A 19,511-nucleotide genomic window follows, 5' to 3' on the forward strand; every position below is an offset into this window, starting at 1 on the left:
GCGAGGGCACGGTTCCGTGCTGGCGGGAGAGGTGCTCGTCCCCGATACCGGACGCGTCTGCGGCAGGGCCCGGCAGGGGGCTCTGCCGCCGGAGGCCGCAGCGGCCCGGAACCTCCTGTGTGCGTGGGCACCACCCAGGAGGACACCGGGCCGCCGTCCGGCCTGACCGCAGAGACACCGCGGGCTTACCCCGGAAGTGGATGCGGCGTCCGCTCATGTACAGACACGCCGTTGCGTCCCGGTGCTGTGCCCTTCTCATGCGCGGACTCTTCGGAATCGGGCCAGTCGGGCATGGACCCGGACGGCGGGTCCACATCGCGTTCGAACCACAGTTTGCCCTCAGCGGCGATGCCTTCGAGGATGCGGAGCGTGTGGAAGAACCCTGCGGCGTCGAGGCTGGTCTCCGACGCCTTGGTCGCCAACTCTGCCTCCTCCGCGTCGTGGGTGGGCGCTTCGGCCACCACGATGCTCTTGGCCGGTCCGTTGGTCAGGGTGATGTTCAGGGTGTAACGGCGTGTGCTCTCTATCTCCACCTGGACCGAGGAGAACGCCTCGAAGCGGTAGTTGTCCCGTCCGCTGAGGTGCCGCCGCGCCCGCTCGAAGTCGAGGTCGGCCGTGGCCTCGCGAACCCCCTCGTCGGTGACCAGGAAGACCCGGATCTCGTATTTCGAATGGCGCCAGGGGCCGCGCCGTACGTGGGCCGACTTGCAGGGGCGTTTGGGTGTCACAAGGAAGGCGTGGGCGACGACTTCATGCCATGACAGACGATGATGCCTCAGAGCCTTGTCGAGGATCAGGGTCTTGTCCGCGTCCAGCCAGGCCTCCATATCCGTCTCTGTGGGGCGCAGGGTGTCGAGTTTGCCCTTCCACCGCTCGTATTCGGCCTCGCGGGCGCCGAGGATCTCCTCCCTCTCCCGCGACTCCTCGTCGTAGCGTCGGCGCTCGCTGTAGATCCGCAGCCACAGGGGAAACGCGAACCCGCTGGTGACCACCGTGAGCAGGGCGCCACCGACTGCGGCCACGGGTGCCTGCTGGAACGCGGTGACCACGGTGGTCGTGGCTGCCGAGATCAGGGCCAGGCACAGGACCACGCACCGGACCTTGGTCGCCGTGTCCACCCTGTGCAGTTCGCGCGGTTCCAAGGGCTGGCCCGTGAGCCAGCGCCGTCGCACGTCACGGACCAGGAACCGGACCAGCCAACGCACCCGTTCGGCCTTGACCCCGGTTTCCCGGTAGAGCCGGGCGACCTCGTCGCGCAGGGAACGGCGTATACCCTGCGTTTCCTCCAGCCACGTGCCCCTGCTCTCCGTTTCGGGGGCGTACTTGGCGAAGTAGTGGTCGAAATCGTGGGTCACCTGGTCGGTGAAACCTCCCTTGGGCGGGGACGGGGATGAGAACAGGTAACCGTACTCGTGTTCCTTGGCCATCCTTCGCCGGTACTGGTGGTTCCAGAGGGCGATGTGCCATACCGCGACCGGTCCGAAGACAAGTACGGCCAGACAGGTGACCAGCGCCAGCAGACTGCCCTGTGCGAGGGCGGATTTCATGATGGTCGCAACGGCGAACAGGAACACACCCGCCAGGAGCAGCCCTCCGAGGACGTTCCAGGCAGTAGTGGACTTCGGTGCGGGGTACCTGGCCCGGGCCTCGGCGGGTTTCGGCGCGAAATAGGTCCAAACACGGTCAACCCGTCCACGGGCACACTGTTCCTCCACGGCGTTCCTCCGGAGCTGGTGCCACACACCCTGCTTCATACTGCCGGTGAGCACCAGCCCTAGGTGGCGCAGGATCAGTCCGTGCTGTGGATCGGGCAAGCTGTGCAGTTGGGCCATCGCTGACTCAGGGTCCCCACTGGAGCCGTCCACGCAGGACAGCAGCGCGAAGACGACGTTGAGTCCCTGCCGCCATCCGTCGCGCTCTCCCAGTTCTGTTCGCGCCGACAGATCAGCCAGGAGTACGCGCTCTTTCTTCGTGAGATCCCGGTAGGAGCGTTTGCTGAGGATCGCCAGGACCCAGTGGAAGCGAACCTCAGGGCCATCGAACCCTCGTGCCCGGGCGAGTTCGATGTGTTCCCGCGCCTTGACCGGGACTCCGTCGGCCAGATAATTGCACCCAACGTCGTAATCGCGCTCGGGCGGATCGCCGGGGTTCACAACGTACACGCGGGAGTTGTGCATCTGCCCGACCTGGGCCCCGACGAAGGAGCCGGATTCGGCGGTGTTCGTGGTGTCGTGCTCGTTCACGAGAGCCCCTTCACCGCGGTGATCAGCGTCGCGACCTGCGCGGCCAGCGACGCCAGGTCGCCGAGCAGTCCTCGTAGGCGCTTCAGGGCCAGGACCGAGTTCTTCCTGCTCTCGGACGTCCCTTCCTCGATCCCCTTGTCGGCGATGTCGATCTCGGCCGACGCCGCCTCGTGGGTGTCCTCGTCGATGCGTCCCGCAGAGCGCTCCCTCGCCAGTTTCTCCCTGAGGGCGGCGAGTTCGTCCGCGATCCCGGTCCCGCCGGACCCGGGTCCGGCGAAGGACACGTGGAACGTGCTGTCGCGCACGTGGCCCGCCTGGACGCCGACACTTCCGTAGGCGGTGTTGGTGACGTTGCCTCCGTCACCGGAGTTGCCGTCCTTGCGCATGCTGGGGGACTCCTCCTGCCTTATGAGTTCTTCCGCGAGGTCCAGAGCGAAGGCTGCGGCGTTCGCGGCGGCGACCGGCTGCCATTCGCGGTCCGCCTCGCTGGCCTTCGTGCCGTCGGCACGGTCGCTGATGCCGCGCACGATCGCCACCGGTGCGCCGCTCAGGTGTCCGGCCTGGGCGACTCCAGCGCCCTCCATCTCGATGGCCAACGCGTCGTTGTAGGTCTGCCTGATCCACTCGGCCTCGCGGGAGATACGCGAGTTCTGCACGATCTCTCCGGCGGCGATAGGACCCAGGTGCGCCTGGGGGCGCGGCCTCTCCGGTGGTGCGTGCCGGGACCATGCGCCGAGCCTGGCCAGGTGTGCGGCCGTCTGGGCGATGCCGTGCGGTGACTCCCACGCGCGGGGCCGGGCTTTGAGGCCGTCGTCCTCGCTGGTTCCGCCGTGGTAGGCGTACACGTGCGTCGCCACGACCACGTCACCCAGCGGAGGCGTGTCCCACAGGGCTCCGGCCACGCCCACGAAGAGCACTGCGGCCGGTGAGAACTCCTGGACGGCCCGCTCGACCAGCACTGCCGACGACTGGTTGCCCTTGCCGGTGAGTCCGAGGACGACACGGCCGTGGCCGCCGGGCAGTGTTCCGATCTCGAACCGGGTGCCCCTGGGGTGCAGGTGTGGTTCCGGGGAGCGGAGCCGATCCCGCACGGCCTGGTACTCCAGGTTCAGGGCGGTCAGCACCACTACGAGGTCATCGCTCATTCTTCGTTCTCGTTCTGGTTCGGGGTCAGGGGTCGCATCATCGGTGGGCGCAGCACCTGTTGGGGTCCTGCTCGGAAGAGGCGCGCGGGGCGTCCCTTGGTCACGCGTCGGCTCGAGACGACCGGAGTGAGGAAATCCGTCACCGCCTGAACCTTGCGGTAGAAGTTGCGCGGGTCGAGTTCGAACCCCCACACCGCCTCGTAGACCCGTTGCAGCTCGGCGATGGTGAAGATCTCGCCGCAGAAGGCCGTGGCCAGCGAGGTGTGCTCGATCTTCGAGCGGGCCCGTTCCAGCCCGTCGTCGAGGATCTGCCGGTGGTCGAAGGCGAGTCGCCCGCGGCCTGCGGAGAACTCCTCGACGGGGCGCCAGGAGGCCGCCGAGGCGTCGGTACCGGCCTCGGGTTCTGGCAGGCCGGGGGCTATGGCGAGGTAGGCGACGGAGACGATGCGCCCTCGCGGGTCCCGGCCGGGGGTTCCGTAGGCGCCTAACTGCTCCAGGTGGAGTTCGGTCGCGTCGAGGTTGGCCTCTTCGCGCAGTTCCCGACAGGCGGCGTCGAAGACGTCCTCACCGGAATCGGCGATGAACCCGCCGGGCAGGGCCAGTTCGCCTTTGTAGGGGTCGATGCCTCTCTCGACGAGGAGGACGTGGAGGGCTGAGGACCGCAGGGTCAGGATGACCAGGTCAACGGTCAACAGCACGGGGGGTGGTTGCCAGGTTTCGTTCGGCATGCGGCGAGTCTAGCTTTCTGTCAGATCGACAGGAAGCAGTTCTCAGAAATTGGTGCTCGCGGTTATTGATTGCCCTGTGTTGTTAGTGTTTCTGGTGATTTACAGGTGATTCTTGGGTCTGGGTCTGGGTCTGGGTCTGGGGCTCGGTCGAGAGGAGTCGGCTCTTTCGAGGGAACGGTGTCTTGCTGCTTTGGAACAGCACCGGTACGGCGTCACGGGACGAAGGGCTCGGAGGTTCGGCTGCCGTGACGGGGCGCCAATGATGACGCCATGCGGTAAAGGGGGTATACGTTGGCTGCGTGGTTGACGATGAGGAGTTCCGTCTGGGGACCGAGGCGGCTCATCACCTCATGGATGCTGACTGCTGTGAGATCGAGCCGGGGCTGAGCGATGCCGAGTTCAGCCGTATCGAGGCCGAATGCAGGTTCGAGTTCTCAGCGGATCACCGTGCTTTCCTGGTCGCCGGGCTGCCAGTGGCCTCTCCGTTTGAGGAAGGAGCGAGCTGGAAGCGCCCCTGGCCCGACTGGCGTAGCGGCGCTTCAGGGGAACTCCAGTACCGACTGCGATGGCCCGTGGAGGGTGTGTTGGCCGGTGCCGAGAACGGTTGGTGGCACGAGGGCTAGGATCCGCAGCCGCCCCGGTCGTCGAACGCGCTGGCCGTGGCGGAGCGGAAGCTGGCTCAGGCGCCGGTGCTCGTTCCCATCTACGGTCACCGGTTCGTGCCCGCCGGACGCGGTGCCTGGGGCCACCCGGTTCTTTCCGTGGTGGGCGGCCTCGACACCATCTGTTACGGGAGGGATCTGGCTGACTACGTTGACCGGGAGTTCGGTGTGCTGGCCGACGAGGGCGCTCCGTGGGAGCAGCAGGTGTCCGTTCCCTTCTGGAAGGACTTCCTCGGCTGAAGGGTGTCAGGGTCTCGTGCGCCCAAGGGCCGAAGGAACGCGCAGGATCCCTGCGGGTGGCAGGTACCCGGGTGAGCGCACCCACCGGCGCTGAGTCCCTGGCAACGCGAAAGCCCCTGACTACCGCGCGTTTGCGCTGGTCAGGGGCCTTCGCCTCTGGGGTGAGTGACGGGACTTGAACTGGGGTCGGCAAGCGCCCTGAACTGCGCGGATCTGAGAATCCGCAGGAAGCGGCGATGCCGTCTGCTCGGTTGTGCCGTGTTGTCCCGCGTTCCCCTGGTCACCGTGCACCCTCTGGGTGCACAGGGGCTGTCCACTGTGGTGCACCCTCACAGGTGCACCACAGGGATGGTCTTCACGGAAGGCCTACCTGGCGCTTCGTCCGGATCCTTGTCGCATACTCATGAACCCGGTTCGGATGGCGGCCGACCGCTCTTATCGGCCTTGCGCGGTGAGCCATTCCCTGCACTGCTCTCGGAACCAGACCAGGATCTCCGGCAGGGATTCCTTGTTATCCGACAGAGCATGGATTGGGAATCCCGGTCGGCGTTTCAGGCTGCCCTCGGGAAGGTCGACACCGGTGAGCGAGTTGAGCCGGTCGTACAGTTCCTGACGCAGGTCCATACGGTCGAACGGGGGCCGTGTCGCCAGGTACTGGAAGACGACCTCCACTCGACCCGACATCGGATACAGGACCAGTGCCCAGCGCTCCTCCGGCGATACGTCGCGGTCCCATGCCATCAGGAAGCAGCTCGTGTCCGTGCCGCCGCCCCACAGCAGGTCTCCCCCCTGGGACAGCCAGTGCTCCAGCAGCCTGTTGACGGCTTCGACCACCGCGGTCGGCTGGTGCTTCGCCAGCAGCGAGCGGAAGCGGTGTTCACGTTCGACGTTCGGATCCACCTCCAGGCCGACCAGGCCTGCCAGTACCGCTGCGGGAACGAACTCGCTCTGGGACCGCCCGCTGCGCAGCGCCGTCTCCGCGTCCAGGAAGACGCTGTTTTCATGCGGCAGCCCCTGTGCCTTCGCGAGGTACTCGTTCACCACTTCGGTGCCGACCCCGGCCAGCAGGGCGAGTTCCCGGTGGGTGGTCCAGTTGTCGGCTCCCACCATGGTCACCGCGTCGAGGATCGGCCCGGAGATCCGGTCCTCCCGTGTCGGTTCAACGGAGCTCGGAAGAGGAGCCGGCCACAAGCGGATCGCCCGCTCGATCAAGCGGGCCGCTCGCGCCTCGATCTCCGGCCTTCCCCAGCTGGGGGCCTCGGCGATCTCCTGGTTCATGCGCAGAGCGCTGGTCTGGAAGATCTTCTGCTTGCGCTCGAACATGTGATTGGACAGCTTCGAGTTCTGGCCGCTCAGGGTGATGTTCCCCAGAGTGTGCAGCAGGCGCTCGTGCAGCTCGATGTCGGTCTCACCGGGATCCGTCTGTCCACGCAGTACCTCCAACCACTCGTGGGTCGGGCTCTGCGGCATCACGTGCTCGATGGTGAGCTTGGCCTGCTCGAAATCCACCGGTTCTGCCGCCCCGTAGCTCTCCTCTAGCCTGCGCAGCACGAAGGTCTTCTGGAAGGGTTTGCCGGACCAGTAGAAGCTGCGGGTCGCGATGGCCTCGGAGAACGCCTTGTCCCCGGGCCACAGGCGCCGTGGGTGCGAAAGATACCGGTGCACCGCGTCGGCCACGGTGCTGCCGGGCTCGATCTCCTTGGGCGCGGACATGAAGATGCGATTGAGGTTGTTGGTCGCGGTACCGGCGAGCATGCGCCGGACGAGGAAGCTCTCCACGTACTCCAGAGCCCTCACCACGTCCTCGGTCGCGGCCTGCCCCTGGTCGCGCAGCACCATCAGGTGCAGCGCGAGCGGGCGGTAGATCGCATTCCCCCAGGACTCCAGCCGGTGAAGGCACTTCGCCAGCTCCGGATCGTCCTCATATCCGTGCGAGTCCATCACCTTCAGCAGCAACTGTCCCAACCTGCGAAGCTGTTCCAGCTCGGCGCGGATCGCCTTCTCTCCGCCCTTGGCCGAGATCTTGTCCAGGCGGCTCTTCTGCAGGTTGTAGACCTCACTCTGCTTGGCCTTCTCGTCACCGCGCAGCACCAGGTCCAGCCAGGCGAGGGTCTCCAGGGTGTCGGGCCCCAGCTCGTCCTGCATGGGAAGCCAGACCTCGTCGTAGACCTCCTGGCCGGTCTGCGGCAGGAGCATGAACACGAAGTTGCGCAGGAGATCGGTCTGGCTGAGCTTCTTGCCGGTATTGTTCAGCGACTCGAAGATGCGGTAGACGTTGTCCCCGGTTTCGGCCTGGATCTCCACCAGGCTCAGCCTCCGACCGATGGCCGCTTCCACGCGCACCAGCTCTTGGACGGTGTGTGAAGTGAGGTTGCTGAGAAAGAAGTTGTACGCGTACCCGATGGTGTCCGAGCCTCCGGCGTTGGGATCGCCGTTGACCAGGGCCCGATAGGCGTGGCGGTCCAGCTGGGTCGGCATCAAGCGGTACTTGTCGTCTCCGACCTCGTGCCGGTTCACCAGGTAGATCTCATGGATGCGGTCGGCGTTCGCCTTCGCCGCGGCGTCCTCGTCCGCCATCGACAGCAGGCGGTCGCGTACGGCTGCCAGGGCCACGGAGAGCGTGGTCAGTCGCTGCTGTCCGTCGATGACCAGCCACCGGTCGAGGCCGCTGGCCGAGGACGAGCCCGGCGCCAGCACCACGGAGCCGATGAAGTGGCCGACCGCGGAAGGCCGGTGGTGGCCCTGGTCCTCGTCGGATTCCATCTGTTCGGTCAGATCGGCCCAGAGCTGCTCCAGCTCTTTGCGGCCCCAGGAGTAGGGCCTCTGGTACAGGGGGACCTGGAACTGCTTGAGCCCTCCGGCGAGCTTCTGGAAAGTGGTCTCGTATGCCTTCATAAAGCGTGCATTCCGGTTTCGGGGGTGGTCATCGGATCGGAATCTGTCGCGGGATGAGCTCTGCGCACGTGGACAGGGGCGCTGCGATCACTTCGGTAGGAACGGGCTCGGTTCACCCGAATAGGACACATAGAGGGAGTCGCGGGCCCGGGTGCAGGCGACGAACAAGAGGTTGCGCTCCCGTTGGAGGTCGTGCGAGTGGGCCACCGGGTCTTCCGACACGTCCGTGACCTGTGAGTCCAGGGGGAGGTGCTCCCTGTCGGCCCCGACGACCGCCACGCACCGGAACTCCAGCCCCTTCATCGAGTGCATCGTGCCCGCACGCACCCCCGTGTTCTCGGAGAGGGCGCACACGGAGATGCCGGCCTCACCCAGATGTGAGGCCACCAGCCCGGCCAGGGCATCGGTGCGCGCCGCGATGCCGATCGCATCTGCTTCGACGCCTTCGTCCAACCAGGCGTTGACGGTCCGGACCAGGGCTGAGAACTCGGCGTCCCGTGAGTCGAACCCGCGCACCTCGGGCCGCCTGCCCCTCAACGGGGAGCCGTAGTCGTTCAGGCGGGAGCGCGATCCGTCGAACCCCTCCACCACGGCCGTCCCCAGCAGGGGGACCGCCCAGGACAGGATCTCCCGGGTGCTGCGGTAGCTCACGGACAGACGGCGGCTGCGTCCGCGCACGTTGATGCCGACCGATGCCAGGGACACCCTGTGGTCGTAGATGCGCTGGTGCGGGTCTCCTGCGATGAACAGGTCGTCAGGGCCTTCAGGGGCGAGAGCCCGCACCAGCCGCCACTTCGCCGGGTGCAGGTCCTGGGACTCGTCCACCACCACGTGCCGATACGGCCGACGCCCGCTCCGATCAAGGATGTCGGCCGCTTCGGCGGAGAGCCAGGTGAAGGTCCATTGCCCTGCCCCGCGCATGCGGTCGGTGGCGGCCAGCACCGCCCCCCACACCCTGCGGCGCTGTTCAGCGCTCAGACGGCCGCCCCGGCCGCGGCGCCGGGCCTGGAGGTAATCGTGCTCGGTCCTCAGATTCTGGGCCAGGATGACGTGTTCCCACTCGTCCAGCAGGAACCGGGAGCTCACCCCACTGCCTTCGGCGTGCTCCTCCCACAGGGCGTTGAGCTCCCTTCGCCGGGGAAAAGCGGGCCGCTCGCCCCGGGACTCCCATACCACCTGGTAGGCGACCTTGCCGAGGTTGCGCACATCCACACGGGCGCGGTGGGCCTCATCCCGGATGAGCAGGTCGGCCTGGGCTCCCAGCTCCGCATCGAGGGTCTTGGTGAAGGTGGTCAGCAGCACCGGCTGAGGGGGGACCCCCTCATTCGCGGAGTCGTACCGCGCGGCCAGGTGGGCGACCCGGTGCAGTGCGGTGACGGTCTTACCCGTGCCGGCCCCGCCGGTCACCATGGCCGGACCGGCGAACCCCTCCTTGTAGGCGATGCGTTCCTGGCGGGGATGGAGGAAGGTCCGCCACACGTCGAACGGGTGGGCGAGGAGCTCGCGCAGCTCGTCCGGGCCTTCCACGAACACGGCCTGGTCCGGGCTGCGGCGGATCGCAGCGGCCAGGTCGTCGGGGTCGACGGTGCCGGGGGCGACCTCTTCCACCAGGTCGGCGCTGAGCTGGGTCCACGCCTCGTCCGGCGTCATCCCCGAAGCCAGGGCGACCAAGGCGTTGTGCTGGGCGGGCGGCAGCATCAGGCTGAGCGCGTCCAGATGGTTCTCGTCGGGGATCAAGCGGGCGATCCTGGCCGTGTGCTCGTCCACCCCCAGCTGTGCGAAGTGCTTGTCGGGGACGCCGTCGAACAAAAGAGAGGAGGCGGTCTCAGCAGCCGGGGCCAGAGCGGTTCCCACGGATTCCAGCGTCGCCTCATCGCGGAATTCCAAGACGCCCAGAGCCAGGTTGACCGACGAACGCCGTGTACGGCAGTACACATAGGCGTCGTCGTGGGGCAGCACCGTGACCAGGAGGAAGGTATCGCCCGATTCCGGGGCCAGCACCACACCGCGATAGCCGAGTGTGATGCGCAGCGTCCGCCACCGGGGGTCCCGCGAGTCGGTGACCTTCTCCAAATGGCCACCGGCATAGAAGGTCTCGGCGAACTTCTCCAGGGCCTCGTCGACGGACTTGCGCAGCTGTTTTTCCAGATCGGCGTACCTGCTCAAGAAGTCCTTGGCGATCGCGAGCTCGGGCATCGGGGAACCCTTCCAGGGACGGGGGGTCGGGGAGAGCCGGTCCGCCCAGCATAGGCAACAAGAACCCTTACTGGCACTGGGTTCCTGTAAAGGACCATTCGCCCTGTGCCCCAGTCTTCGTTACTGGTAAGACAGAACAGAACAACGTGCTGCCAGGAAGTCCTGGATTTCGTACACAGCAGGAGAGGCGGGCCGCGCATGGAGGCCGAGACGGCCGAGGTCATCGAGGCTGCGGGTCCGGAGACAGCGGAACGGATCCCGCAGGCCGGGCAACTCGTCACGGTCCGCAATCGGCAATGGGTCGTCACGGATGTCTCCGCCGGCAGTATCGCCTCCAGCGACGCGTACAGGATGACCGCCCGGCCGCAGCATGTGGTCTCCCTGTCGAGCATGGGGGACGATGCGACCAACGACCGCATCCAGGTCCTCTGGGAACTGGAAGTGGGCACCCGTATCCACGAGGACCGTGAACTGCCCACCCCCGTGCAGGGCTTCGACGACCCCCGGAAACTCGACGCGTTCCTGCACGCCGTGCGCTGGGGCGCCGTCGCCTCGGCCGACACGACCTCGCTCCAGGCTCCCTTCCGGTCCGGTATCGAGATCGAGGAGTACCAGCTGGAGCCCGTCGTGCGCGCGCTGTCCATGCCGCGCACCAACCTGCTGATCGCCGATGATGTCGGCTTGGGAAAGACCGTTGAGGCAGGCCTGGTCATGCAGGAACTGCATCTGCGGCACCGGGCGCGCACCATGCTCATCGTCTGCCCTGCCGGGCTCACCACACAGTGGCACGACGAGATGCGGGACAAGTTCGGGCTCGATTTCAAGATCGTGGACACCGAACTGGTGCGGAGACTGCGTCGCGAACGCGGTCTTTACGCCAATCCGTGGACGCACTACCCGCGTCTCATCGTCAGTATCGACTGGCTTAAACGGGAACGGCCCCGGCGGATGCTGCGCGAGATCCTTCCGGCGAGTCCGCGCTACCCGCGAACCATCGATCTGCTGGTGGTCGACGAGGCGCACAACTGCGCGCCGTCCGGAGGCGGGAAGTACGCCGTCGACTCCCAGCGGACAAAGGCCGTCCGGGAACTCGCCCCGCACTGCGAGCACCGTTTGTTCCTGTCGGCGACCCCGCACAACGGCTACCCCGAGTCGTTCTCCGCTCTGCTGGAGCTGCTCGACGACCAGCGTTTCGCCCGCGGTGTTCCTCCCTCGAAGGAACAGCTGGACCGTGTCATGGTGCGCCGCCTCAAGAGGCAGCTCCCGCTCCGCTGGGACGGCAGCCCGCGCTTCCCCCGGCGCGAGCTGGGCTACCTGGAGGTCGCCTACAGCCAAGCCGAGCGCGACGCGCACCGCGCACTGGTGGAGTACGCGCAGAGCCGCCGGGGCCGGACCGGAAGGGCGCATGCGGCGGACTTCGTCACCACGCTCCTCAAGAAGCGCCTGTTCTCCTCTCCCAAGGCCTTTGCGGAGACGGTCCGGACCCACCTGGCCACGATGTCCGGGAAGACGGGGGAGGTGCGCGAGCGGGAGCTTCCCGCCGCCTCGGAACAGCTGGTCCTCACCTCTCTGGCCGAGCGGCTGGAGGCGACCGCTGAACATGAGGAGGACTACCGCAGGGCCGAGGAGGAGGCGTTCATCACGGCCGACCGGGGTGCGCCCCCGCTGACCGACCACGAGCGCGGCCTGCTGAAGAAGCTGCTGTCCTGGGCCACCGGTGCGCAGGACACCGCCGACGCGCGGTTCACCGCGCTGTGCGACTGGCTCGATCCCATCCTCTTCTCCGGCGCTGCGAGTGCCGACAGCGCGGTCGAAGGGACCCCGGGGCCCGACGGGAAGGGTCAGTGGACGGATGAACGCGTCATCATCTTCACCGAGTACAGGGACACCCAGCGCTGGCTGCACCAGCGCCTGATCTCCGCCGGCTACGGGGGCGAGGGCGGACGCCGCATCTCCCTGCTGTACGGCGGGCAGGACGCCGAAGAGCGCGAACGCGTCAAGAACGTGTTCACCGACCGGCCGGACCTGGACGACGTGCGCATCCTCATCGCCACCGACTCCGCGAGCGAGGGCATCAACCTGCAACGTCACTGCCATCGCCTGCTGCACTGGGAGATTCCCTGGAACCCGAACCGCCTGGAGCAGCGCAACGGTCGGGTGGACCGCCACGGGCAACCCGCAGACCGCGTCGAGGTCGTGCACTTCGTTCCCGCGGGTTGGGAGCAGGCGGACCCTGGCTCCCTGGAGGACGAACTCGGCTTCCTCCGCATGGCCGCCGAGAAGGTCGACCGGATCCGGGAGGACCTGGGCAGTGCCGGGGACGTGATCGCCTCCCAGGTCGAACAGAAGATGCTCGGGCGGCGGGTCGACTGGTCCGAGAGCGACGCCGAGATCCGGGCCCGGGCGGTCAATGCCAAGCTGCGGGTGGAGCGCGACCTGAACCGCGACCTGCAACGCCTCAACGAGGAGCTCACCGGAAGCCGGAGCCGGCTCGACCTGACCCCTGACACGCTGGAGCGCGTGGTCCGCACCGGCCTGGACCTCGCCCACCGCAAGGACCTCATCGAGGCACAGGCTCCGGCCGGTGTGAAGGCACGCTGTTTCCGCCTGCCCGAACTGGCCGGGGCCTGGGCCAGCGCACGCAACGACGGTCTCCTGCACCCGGTCACTGGTGAGGAGCGTCTGGTCACCTTCGATCCCGACGCCGTGGTGGGGCGCAACGACATCGTTCTGCTGCACCTCAAGCACCGCCTGGTCGACCTGTGCCTGAACCTGCTCAGGGAGGAGCTGTGGTCGCGGGGTTCCAGGCTCACGCGGGTCACAGCCCGTGTGGTCGACGGCGACGTGCTGCGCGCCCCAGCGGTCGTCGCGCACGGCCGGGTCGTGATCACCGGAGCTGAGGGAACCCGCCTGCACGAGGAGGTCCTGGTCGCGGGCGGACGGATCGAGGGGGGCAGGTTCGTGCCTGCCAGGGGTGAGGACGCCGAGGCATGGCTGGACGCGGCCTCCGAACGCCTGGTGGCGGAACCCGTGCGCAAGCGGCTGACCGCTCTGTGGGGCGACCTGGAGAAGGGCGTGGGGGGAGCCTTGCAGCGTCGCGCCACCCAGCGTTCCAAGAGTCTGAACAGGGTGCTGAAGGACCGCTGTGAGGAGGAGGTCGCGGCGGTCGGCGTGGTTCTGGACGAACTCGCCGCCAATATCCGATCGGCACTCGATGAGACCCCTCGCTGGATCCAGGACAGCCTGTTCAGCGTTGGTGAGCAGAAGCAGCTGCGGCAGGACCGGGAAGCGCTCACCGCGCGCCTGGAGGAGCTCCCACAGCTCAAGGAACGGGAGGAGGCCGCGCTCCGCCGCCGTTACGACGACCTGAAGGCGCGGTGGTTCCCGGTCGCCGTCACCTTCCTCGTGCCGGCCTCCCTGGCCGACCGGTAGCGGGAACAGGGGGCCTAACGGTTGCGGCGGGAGTTGATCCGGTCGGCGAGCTCCTCCAGGGAAGGTGCGGGGGCGGGGCGCTGGGGCCTGCGTCCCCCCTCGGGGGTCTTCAGGAGCTCCTCCCGGCGTTCGGCGATGGCGGACCGAAGGCCGTCCTCCTCCGGTCGGGGGAGGGGCACAGAGCGCTTCGAGGAGGTGGAGGAGCCGTTGTTGCGGACCCTCTTCCTGTCAGGCGTGGAACGTCGGCGGTCCGCACAGGGGTAACTCTCAAGAATCCAGTCGATACGGTGCCTGTCGCCCGGTGAAGCCGAGTCCCTGCGTTTGCGAAGGACCGCTCTGATCTGGCGCAGCGCGTTCTGGTCGTCGGAACGGTACGCGCCGGCGGCATCGTTCATCAGGGTGTTCAGAGTGCGTCTCTCCGGGGGGTGCTTCCCTGCTTTTCCCCTGTCCGGGGTGGTCCGGTCCTTTCGGAGGTCGGATCTGTTCCTCCCCGAGGAAGCCGGACGGTAGAGGGGGCCCTTACCAGTGTCGGGCGACCGTTGGCCCTGTTCGAGTCGGCGCGAGCTCCAGGCCAACAGGGCGTCGATCTTCTTCTGGAAGCCGGTGATGCCGGGATCCTGGGATGTACGCACCTCCAGTCTCAGCTGATCGCTCAGGCGGCGCACACTCGCCTGATCGTTCTGTTCCAGCGCGAACTGCAATTCTGTGAGGAGCGGATGCGGTTTCTCCTGCGGAGATCCCCCCGGTGCCGTCCTGGTCACGGTGGGTACTCGGAGGGGTGCCGCGGCCGGTGCCCGGTGCCGGACCTTGGCGAGTTCCTCCATGCGTCGAGTGGTGATCCCCTGCTCGGTCAGGGAGCAGTCGGCGATCGGCTCCCACCGGACCATTCCGCTGAGGCCGACCGTGCCGACTTCGAGGATCCGTTCCAGGTTCCGCGTTCGCATGCGGAAGCGGAGGGCGAAGCCGTTCTCTTGCAGGAGGCGCCGGCTCAGCTCCCGGTTCTCCTTTACCAGCCACGACGGGGATTCGTCGCGTGTGCGGGTGAAAAGGCGGTCGAGCTCTTCGGTCATGCTCGTGGAGAATTCGAAGAAGATCGCGGGGTGCTCGTCCGTTGCGGGAAGAATGACCCTCCGGCATGTGCCCCCGGTGTCGAAGTCTCCCGTGAACCGCGGCTCCCGTCGGGGTTTCCCCTGGCGGCCCAGCCAGTGATTGACCTGCTTGCTCGCGTACAAGTGGTCGGCGCTCTCGATACCGCCGTGCTGTCGGGGGCAGGCATTGGTACTCGCATGATGGGCGAAGTGGCTGACCTTCTCCCGGTAGACCTTCGGCCCGAGCCGACCGCCGCAACCACCCAGGAGGAGGCCGCACCAGAAGGTCGCGTGGGGGTGCCGCCGCCGGAACTCCAGCGCGTCCTCCCGTTCCATGGGGAGGTAGACGGGATCCGCTGACCGGCGGTCGCCCAGTACCGCGGTCTGCACGAGTCTGTGGTCGAACACCATGACGAAGAGCTATCAGAAGCGTATTGCCGGACGACAGGGGCGAGGGGCCGCTGTCCGGAATCGGCCACCAGCAAGCGAGGGCGGGTTCCGGCGCCAGGGCATCTTTCTTTTTCGTTTTTAGTATGAGTGTTCGAATTTTCGATGCCCTGATCAGAGATGTGTGTGCGCGTGGGATTTTCTTGGCCTTAAGTCCGTTTTGGGACTCTTGTCTTTCTTTTTTCTCTGGTTATTGTCTGAAATGGGAGGTCGGGTTAGCGTCAATGTCGACGGTCAGCTCGCCGACGTTCCCCGCTCGCTCGAACGCCGCTGCCGAACCCTCTGGCGCGTGACCCCGCACGCGCCGTTTCCCTGATGAGGAGTTCGCCGTGCCCGACCACCCCTTTCGCGTGCCCGCGAGTACACTCCCGAGTCCTGGTGGAGCGGTGAGCGGCTGAAGGCGCGGTATCGAAAGTGTCTTCGCGTTCTTCGTCCCTTTCCCGTGCCGCGCGCGACCAGATCGCCGAACTCCACGCTGAGTGGCTTTCCCTCCTCTCGCCGGAGGGCCCGTTCCTGTCGGCGGGTGTGCTCATGGAGGTGTTCCCCGTCGGGCTGCCCACCGTCGATCCCGAGGTGCGCAAGCGCCTGGGTCGGGCCTGGCGCGAGGTCCAGGAGGCCCCGGAGCTGCTGGGTGATCGTTGGTTCGACTGTGTCCTCACCGAGCTGCTCGGCTGGAAACCGGACCACCGGGGCCGCCCCGAACCCTCTGGGGCGGGACCGGACTTCGTCCTGTGCGGGCCGCTGGACCGGGGCCGTGCCGAACGCTTGTCGTTCCACCGGCTGCCCTGGGGCGCCGGGCCCACCGGCTCCACCGTTGACGCACGCTCACCGGTGGAGGAGGCAGCCGCCCGGTGCCGGGAGAGCGGGATCCCCCTCGCCCTCGTCTGCGACGGGCGCCAATGGGCCCTGGTCCACGCCCGCCCGGGAGAACCGACCTCGTGCGGCGTGTTCGACGCCGACATGTGGGCCGAGGAACCGATCCTTCTCCAGGCGTTCGTCGCCCTGCTCACCGCCGGACGCCTGAGGCTGCCCGCGACCACGAAAGACGGCTCCGCCCCGACGGACTCCACAGCGGCGTTGTTCGAACGGACCGCCGACCGGCAGGACGAACTCACCGATGACCTTGGCGAGCAGGTGCGGCAGGCGGTGGAACTGCTGGTAGGCGAGATCGCCCGGCAGGACCGTGCCGCAAGGGGATGCCTACTGGCGGGCGTGGACGGAAGAGAGGTCTATCAGGGTGTGGTCACCGCCCTGATGCGTGTGGTGTTCCTGCTCTTCGCCGAGGCCCAGCGGCTCATGCCGGTCGACCATCTCTATGAGGATCACTACTCGGCGACCCGTCTGCACGCCCAGCTCACCGAGGAGCGCTCACTGCATGGTGAGGAGGTCGGCGACCGCAGGGCCGCGGCGTGGCCGCGCCTGCTGGCCCTCTTCGCCGGGGTCTACCACGGCGTCGAGCATCCCGACCTGCGGTTGCCGGCCTATGGCGGCTCCCTGTTCGACCAGTCCCGGTATCCGTGGCTGCGGGAGTTCGACGTTCCCGACCGGGTCGTCTTCGCAGTCCTCGACGCGCTGCTCCTGTTAAAGCCGAAGCGGCGCAACGGCACGCCCACTCGGATTTCCTACAAGGGCTTGATGGTGGAGGACATCGGGCGCGTGTACGAAGGCCTGCTGGAGTACTCCTGTGTACGGACCGAGGAACCGCATGTCGGACTGCGCGGCAAGTGGGAGCCGGAGATCGCGCTCGCGGAACTGGAGTCCCGTGCGGCTCAGGACCCGGAGGACTTCACCTCCTGGCTGGTGGACCGCACGGGTGCCACTCGACGCCAGGTCGAGCGGATGCTCGCCGAGCGTCCCAAACCCGCGCAACTGGCGGCGCTCGACGCCGCGTGCGGGTCCGACGCCGCGCTGACACACAGGACCGTGCCTTTCTGGGGGCTGCTCCGCTCCGATCTGCGCCAAGAGCCGACAGTGTTCCCCGCGGATTCCGTAATGCTGACCAAGGTCGGCGAGCGGCGGGCGACGGGTACCCACTACACGCCGCGTCCCCTTGCGGACGAGATCGTGCGGCACACGCTCGATCCGCTCGCCTACGCCCCCGGCCCGGCTGAGGGGGCGGCGGAAGAGCAGTGGCGGGTCAAACCGGCGGAGGAGCTGCTGAAGCTCAAGGTGTGCGACCCCGCCATGGGATCGGGGGCGATGCTCGTCTCGGCCACCCGGTACCTGGCCGAACGGGTCTGTGAGGCCTGGCGGCGCGACGGGTTCCCCGACCACGTGGCCCACAGCCTGGAGAGCCGGTACGAGGCACAGGACGTTCTCCTGCTCGCCAAGCGCCAGGTGGCCGCCTCGTGCATCTACGGTGTCGACCGCGACGGGCTCGCGGTCGAGTTGGGGAAGCTCTCGCTGTGGCTGGAAACACTCTCCAAGAGCCGTCCCCTCACCTTCCTCGACCACGCACTACGCTGCGGTGACTCCCTGGTCGGCCTGGTCGGTCCCGACCAGGTCCAGGCCTTCCACATCGACCCCGCGGAGGGACGGCGGCTCAACCTCAGGTTCGGCGGCAACGTCGAGGAGCTCATCGATGCCGCACTGGCCGAGAGCGCCGCCCTGCGTGCACGCATCGCGGCCATGCCCCAGTGCGATGACCCGGAGGACACCGCGCGCAAGGCAGCGCTGCTGCGGCGGGCGCAGGAGAGTTCCGAACGGCTGCGCCTGGTCTGCGACGCGGTGGTCGCCGCGGCCCTGGGGGCGGGCGCTTCGGCGGGCGGGAACTGGCACGAGTCGCACGGCACGCTGCTCACCGAGCTGTCGGTGGGGGTGCAGGGCCTTCTCGGGGCCGGGTTCGATAGCGCGGAGGCGGAGGAGGCCTTCCGGGCTCGTGTCCATGCGCTGTTGAGCAGATCGGACGGATCCCTGGTCCGTCCTCTCCACTGGATACTCGAATTCCCCGAGGTTTTCGGGTCCGGGCGGTTCTCTGCGTTGGTGAGCAACCTGCCCTTCTCCGGAGGGCAGCGGCTCACCGGGACCCTGGAGCACTGGTTCCGCGAGTTCCTGGTCGAGGGGATCGCCGGCGGGAAGCGGGGCAGCGCCGACCTGTGCTCGTACTTCCTGCTGCGCACCACCGCTCTGGCCCCCCAGGGGCGCACTGGGCTCATCACCACCAACACCATCGCCCAGGGTGATACCAGGGAAGTGGGCCTGGACCAGGTGGTGGAGGGCGGTTGGGACATCTACCGTGCGAGCAAGAGCCGCCCGTGGCCGGGCGGTGCGAACGTGCACGTGTCGCTGGTGTGGACCGGTCACCGGGGCGAGCGGGAACAGCCGGTTCTCGAGGCTGCCGAGACCCGCGGGATCACCCCTTCCCTGGACGCCAGGTCCAGGGTCAGCGGGAATCCGAAGAAGCTTGCGGCCAATGCGGGGCAGTCCTTCCAGGGCTCCATCGTCCTGGGGGAGGGGTTCGTGCTGGAGCCCGAGCAGGCCCACGAGCTGATTCGACGGGACCCGCGGAACCGAAAAGTACTGTTCCCCTATCTCATAGGCAAGGACCTCAATTCGCGTCCGGACTGCTCTCCGAGTCGATGGGTGATCAATTTCGGATCGATGAGTGAGGAGGAGGCTCGGGAGTACCCGGAGCCCTTTGAGATCGTTGAGCGCAAAGTCCGGCCTATTCGAGAGAAGAACAACCGAAAGGTCTATCGCGACTACTGGTGGCAATACGGGGAGAAACGTCCCGCGATGATGAAGGCGATCGCCGACCTTGACTTTGTGTTGGCGATCACTCTGGTGAGTCGCACAGTGATGCCAGCACTGGTGCCTTCAAATCAGGTGTTCGCGCATAAGCTCGCGGTGTTCGCCACAGACAGCTTTGCCTCCCTCGCTCTGCTATCGAGCTCGATGCATGTGAACTGGGCATGGTCTCGGTCGTCGACTATGAAGTCTGACCTGAACTACTCGCCTTCTGACGTGTACGAGACTCTTCCGATGCCCGCACCGACTGTGCGTATGGAGGAGGTCGGCGAGCGCCTGGACCGGGAGCGGCGGGAGATCATGCAACGGCGCGGCCTCGGTCTGACCAAGCTCTACAACCTGGTCCATTCACCCTTTGGTGAGGGCGGGCCCGACATCGACCGGCTGCGGGAGATCCATGTCGAGATCGACGAGGCGGTCATGTCCGCTTACGGCTGGTCCGACCTCGACCTGAAGCACGCCCATCACGAGACCCCTCAGGGGACGCGCTGGACGGTCGTCCAGGACGCGCGCGTCGAAATCCTCGACCGGCTGCTCGAACTCAACTTCGCACGTCATGACGAGGAAGCCGTGGGCGGAGTCCGGTCGCGGTACAGGCACCTCCAAGGGGCCGCGCCCGTCCCCGATCCGCGGAGGTCCCACGAAGAGGCGGAAGGAGTGCTCTTCTGACCGGATGTCCTTGCCACGG

At 67.2% G+C, this 19,511-nt stretch carries 10 protein-coding genes; 4 read left to right on the forward strand and 6 right to left on the reverse strand.

Annotated features, from left to right (window positions below; all coding sequences use genetic code 11):
* Window positions 1–185: 185 nt before the first annotated feature.
* Genes UIS43_RS24520 through UIS43_RS24530 form a run of 3 tightly spaced genes read right to left on the reverse strand, consistent with a single transcriptional unit; the run spans window position 186 to window position 4,116 of the window.
* Entirely contained in the window at window positions 186–2,243 is a 2,058-nt protein-coding gene (locus UIS43_RS24520; protein ID WP_232238623.1) for a hypothetical protein, read from the reverse strand.
* On the reverse strand, window positions 2,240–3,388 hold the full coding sequence (locus tag UIS43_RS24525; protein ID WP_071621482.1) for a 5'-methylthioadenosine/S-adenosylhomocysteine nucleosidase: 1,149 nt from the start codon (window positions 3,386–3,388) through the stop codon (window positions 2,240–2,242). The genes UIS43_RS24520 and UIS43_RS24525 overlap by 4 nt, the downstream gene beginning before the upstream one ends.
* Window positions 3,385–4,116, reverse strand: coding sequence for an NUDIX domain-containing protein (locus UIS43_RS24530; RefSeq protein ID WP_071621483.1), 732 nt, complete (start codon window positions 4,114–4,116; stop codon window positions 3,385–3,387). Before UIS43_RS24530 ends, UIS43_RS24525 begins: the two co-directional genes overlap by 4 nt.
* A 299-nt stretch (window positions 4,117–4,415) precedes the next feature.
* Here UIS43_RS24530 and UIS43_RS24535 point away from each other — a divergent pair, with 299 nt between their 5' ends.
* Window positions 4,416–4,739 carry a hypothetical protein gene (locus tag UIS43_RS24535; protein ID WP_358168614.1) on the forward strand — a complete coding sequence of 108 codons (324 nt, stop codon included), beginning with the start codon at window positions 4,416–4,418 and terminating at the stop codon, window positions 4,737–4,739.
* Between the two features lie 36 nt (window positions 4,740–4,775).
* Window positions 4,776–5,018 carry a hypothetical protein gene (locus UIS43_RS24540; protein WP_198662360.1) on the forward strand — a complete coding sequence of 81 codons (243 nt, stop codon included), beginning with the start codon at window positions 4,776–4,778 and terminating at the stop codon, window positions 5,016–5,018.
* 435 nt (window positions 5,019–5,453) lie between these two features.
* Here UIS43_RS24540 and UIS43_RS24545 read toward each other — a convergent pair whose 3' ends face one another.
* Together UIS43_RS24545 and UIS43_RS24550 are read right to left on the reverse strand one after the other, a co-directional pair.
* Window positions 5,454–7,913 carry a DUF262 domain-containing protein gene (locus UIS43_RS24545; protein ID WP_370011841.1) on the reverse strand — a complete coding sequence of 820 codons (2,460 nt, stop codon included), beginning with the start codon at window positions 7,911–7,913 and terminating at the stop codon, window positions 5,454–5,456.
* 87 nt (window positions 7,914–8,000) lie between these two features.
* Window positions 8,001–10,109, reverse strand: a complete 2,109-nt coding sequence (locus UIS43_RS24550; protein ID WP_370011843.1) for a UvrD-helicase domain-containing protein — start codon at window positions 10,107–10,109, stop codon at window positions 8,001–8,003.
* Window positions 10,110–10,307: 198 nt separating this feature from the next.
* Between UIS43_RS24550 and drmD the strand changes: the two genes are divergently transcribed.
* On the forward strand, window positions 10,308–13,541 hold the full coding sequence (gene drmD / locus UIS43_RS24555) for a DISARM system SNF2-like helicase DrmD (protein ID WP_370011845.1): 3,234 nt from the start codon (window positions 10,308–10,310) through the stop codon (window positions 13,539–13,541).
* Window positions 13,542–13,555: 14 nt separating this feature from the next.
* Here drmD and UIS43_RS24560 read toward each other — a convergent pair whose 3' ends face one another.
* Entirely contained in the window at window positions 13,556–15,040 is a 1,485-nt protein-coding gene (locus UIS43_RS24560) for a hypothetical protein (protein ID WP_370011848.1), read from the reverse strand.
* Window positions 15,041–15,490: 450 nt separating this feature from the next.
* Here UIS43_RS24560 and UIS43_RS24565 point away from each other — a divergent pair, with 450 nt between their 5' ends.
* Window positions 15,491–19,492, forward strand: a complete 4,002-nt coding sequence (locus UIS43_RS24565; protein WP_370011851.1) for a type IIL restriction-modification enzyme MmeI — start codon at window positions 15,491–15,493, stop codon at window positions 19,490–19,492.
* Window positions 19,493–19,511: the final 19 nt, after the last annotated feature.

It is taken from the genome of Nocardiopsis sp. LDBS0036 (assembly GCF_041228755.1).
GTDB lineage: Bacteria > Actinomycetota > Actinomycetes > Streptosporangiales > Streptosporangiaceae > Nocardiopsis > Nocardiopsis dassonvillei.

Bases quoted from the DNA above. Each gene is read 5' to 3' on its own strand.
- UIS43_RS24550 (WP_370011843.1), bottom strand. From the start codon at position 10,109: ATGCCCGAGCTCGCGATCGCCAAGGACTTCTTGAGCAGGTACGCCGAT.
- UIS43_RS24560 (WP_370011848.1), bottom strand. From the start codon at position 15,040: ATGGTGTTCGACCACAGACTCGTGCAGACCGCGGTACTGGGCGACCGC.
- UIS43_RS24545 (WP_370011841.1), bottom strand. From the start codon at position 7,913: ATGAAGGCATACGAGACCACTTTCCAGAAGCTCGCCGGAGGGCTCAAG.
- drmD (WP_370011845.1), top strand. From the start codon at position 10,308: ATGGAGGCCGAGACGGCCGAGGTCATCGAGGCTGCGGGTCCGGAGACA.
- UIS43_RS24525 (WP_071621482.1), bottom strand. From the start codon at position 3,388: ATGAGCGATGACCTCGTAGTGGTGCTGACCGCCCTGAACCTGGAGTAC.
- UIS43_RS24530 (WP_071621483.1), bottom strand. From the start codon at position 4,116: ATGCCGAACGAAACCTGGCAACCACCCCCCGTGCTGTTGACCGTTGAC.